Source organism: Kitasatospora sp. NPDC007106, assembly GCF_040634455.1.
Classification (GTDB): domain Bacteria; phylum Actinomycetota; class Actinomycetes; order Streptomycetales; family Streptomycetaceae; genus Kitasatospora; species Kitasatospora arboriphila.
The window spans coordinates 1-2,502 of the sequence record NZ_JBEYFP010000828.1 but is presented as its reverse complement, the minus strand read 5'-3'; the positions used below and the strand labels follow the sequence as shown (position 1 = coordinate 2,502).

Sequence of the window (2,502 nt, the reverse complement as noted above, 5' to 3'; positions counted from 1 at the left end):
GGCGTTCCCCCGCGACGGTGCCGACGGCATGATGCCTCTGTCCCACCGGCCCGGAAGTCCAGGCCGGTCCCCGACCCGTACGCCGACCTGCCGCCGAAAGGGCCCGCTCCGTGACGAGTACCGCCTCGACGCCCTCGACCGCCCCCGACCCCGGCGACGCCCCCGCCCCCGCCGCGTCCCCCAACTCCGCCGCATCCGCCGACGCCGCATCCGCCGAGGCCGCGCCCGTCGACGCCGCGCAGCGCCGCGTCCTGACCGTCCTGGTCGCCTCCCAGGTGCTCAGCGGGGCGGGCCTCGCCGCGGGGATCACCGTCGGCGCCCTGCTGGCGCAACAGATGCTCGGCTCGGCCGGGCTGGCCGGCCTGCCCAGTGCGCTGTTCACCGCGGGCAGTGCGATCGCCGCGATCGCGGTCAGCCGCGTCTCGGCGGCCCGCGGCCGCCGGCCGGGGCTGGCGCTCGGCTACGCGACCGGCGCGGTCGGCAGCGCCGGGGTGATCGCCGCCGCCGTCGCCGACAGTCCCGTCCTGCTGTTCGCCGCCCTGCTCGTGTACGGCGCGGGGACGGCAACCAACCTGCAGGCCCGCTACGCCGGGGCCGACCTCGCCGCGCCCACCCACCGGGCCCGCGCCGTGTCGACCGTGCTGGTCGCCACCACCCTCGGCGGCATCGCGGGCCCGAACCTGGCCGCACCCACCGGGGACCTCGCGGCGGTCCTCGGCATACCCCGGCTGGCTGGGCCGTTCCTGCTGGCCGGGGCCGCCTACGCGGCGGCGGCCGCCGTCCTCGCGATCGGGTTGCGCCCCGACCCGCTGCTGCTCGCCCGGGAACGCGCCGAGGCCGCCGGTGCGGATGCCGCCGCCGGCCGGGCGGACACCGTGCAGGAGCCGGCCGCGGGGATCCGGCGCGGTGTGCTGCTCGGCACCTCGGTGATGGTCCTCACCCAGGGCGTCATGGTGGCCGTGATGACCATGACGCCCGTCCACATGCACGACATGGGGCACGGGACCGCGGCCTCGGGGCTGGTGATCGCGATCCACATCGGCGCGATGTACCTGCCGTCGCCGCTGACCGGCCGGCTGGTCGACCGCTACGGGCGGACGGCACTGGCGACGGCCTCCGGTCTGACCCTGCTCGCGGCGGGCGTACTGGCCGCGCTCGCACCCGGCGGGTCCGTCCCGCTGCTGGCGCTGGCGCTGGCCCTGCTCGGTCTGGGCTGGAACTTCGGGCTGGTCGCCGGTACCGCGATCATCACCGACGCGGTGCCGCTGGCGACCCGGGCCCGGACCCAGGGCATGGTCGACGTCGCCATCGCCGTCTCCGGCGCCGCGGGCGGCCTGGCCTCGGGCGCCGTCGTCGACCTCGCCGGCTACCCGGTGCTGGCGCTCGGCGGCGGCCTCCTCGCGCTCGCCGTGCTCCCCGCCGTCGTCCTGACCGCCCGCGGCGGCCCGGTGGTGCGTTAGCCGTACCGATCGCAGGTCCGCAGACGACTGCCGCCGCCGGCAGGGGGCCGGCGGCGGCAGTCGGAGGATGCGGGCGTCCGCGGACGTCAGCCGGCGAAGGCCTCGACCACGGACCAGACGGCGAGCAGGCCCATGCAGACACCGCCGACGCGCTGGACCATCCGCAGCGGCACCCGCTTGGCGATGAAGCGGCCGACCACCAGGGCGAGGGCGGAGACGCTCATCAGTGCCGCGGCCGAGCCGATCGCGGTGGAGAGCACGCCGTTGGTCGCGGCGAGGTTCGCGGTGGTGATCTGGGTCAGGTCGCCCCACTCGCCGATGAACACGGCCATGAACGCCGCCGTCCACACCGGCCAGAACCCGGTGACCGTCCGGCCGGCCTCGTCCGCGCCGTCCTCGTCTCCGCCGCTGCGCAGCAGCACGAAGGCGCCGAAGGCGAACAGGGCGGCCGAGACCAGCTTCACGGCGACGTTCGGCAGCAGGCCGATCAGGCTTCCGGCGCCCACGGCGATGGCGACGTGGACGATGAAGGCGCTGGAGGCGCCGATCCAGACGTAGAGCGGGCGCATCCGCGTGCCCATGGCGAGGGACGCGAACATCGTCTTGTCGGGGAGTTCGGCGAGGAAGATCAGACCGAAGGCGGTGAGGATCGCCAGGGGGTCGAGGGACATCCGGAGGCTCTCTACTGGGGCCGGGCCGGAGTGTCGGTGCGAACACCCGTCGTGGGTGGTCCGGGAGGACGCCTCGGCCCGGCACGACGAATCGACCCCCGCGGGTGCGGGCGCCGGTCATGCCTTGCCGAAGGTCTCGTCCACCGCACCACCCTGAGGTGCTGCGGCCCGGCGGCCGGGCCGTCCGCTGGTGTGCGGGCGTCCAGTGTGTCGACGTACCGGTGTTTCGGGACTACTCCCCTTCGCACCTCCAGTGTATCGGGCCCGTGCGGGACACCCGCCCCGGGGTCGGCCGCGGCGGCCGCGGTCAGTCGACGACCGGGCTGCGGCGCTCCAGCAGGACGACGTCGTGCCTCGGCCGTCCCGACGGC

At 75.9% G+C, this 2,502-nt stretch carries 2 protein-coding genes; one reads left to right on the top strand and one right to left on the bottom strand.

Annotation, left to right across the window (positions count from 1 at the left end):
• Positions 1 to 110: 110 nt before the first annotated feature.
• Positions 111 to 1,460 (top strand): MFS transporter, encoded by a 1,350-nt coding sequence (locus tag ABZ641_RS32915; protein WP_359987808.1) that lies wholly within the window; start codon positions 111 to 113, stop codon positions 1,458 to 1,460.
• A gap of 86 nt (positions 1,461 to 1,546) precedes the next feature.
• Here ABZ641_RS32915 and ABZ641_RS32910 read toward each other — a convergent pair whose 3' ends face one another.
• Positions 1,547 to 2,131 carry a TMEM165/GDT1 family protein gene (locus tag ABZ641_RS32910; protein ID WP_344624660.1) on the bottom strand — a complete coding sequence of 195 codons (585 nt, stop codon included), beginning with the start codon at positions 2,129 to 2,131 and terminating at the stop codon, positions 1,547 to 1,549.
• Between the last annotated feature and the right edge of the window lie 371 nt (positions 2,132 to 2,502).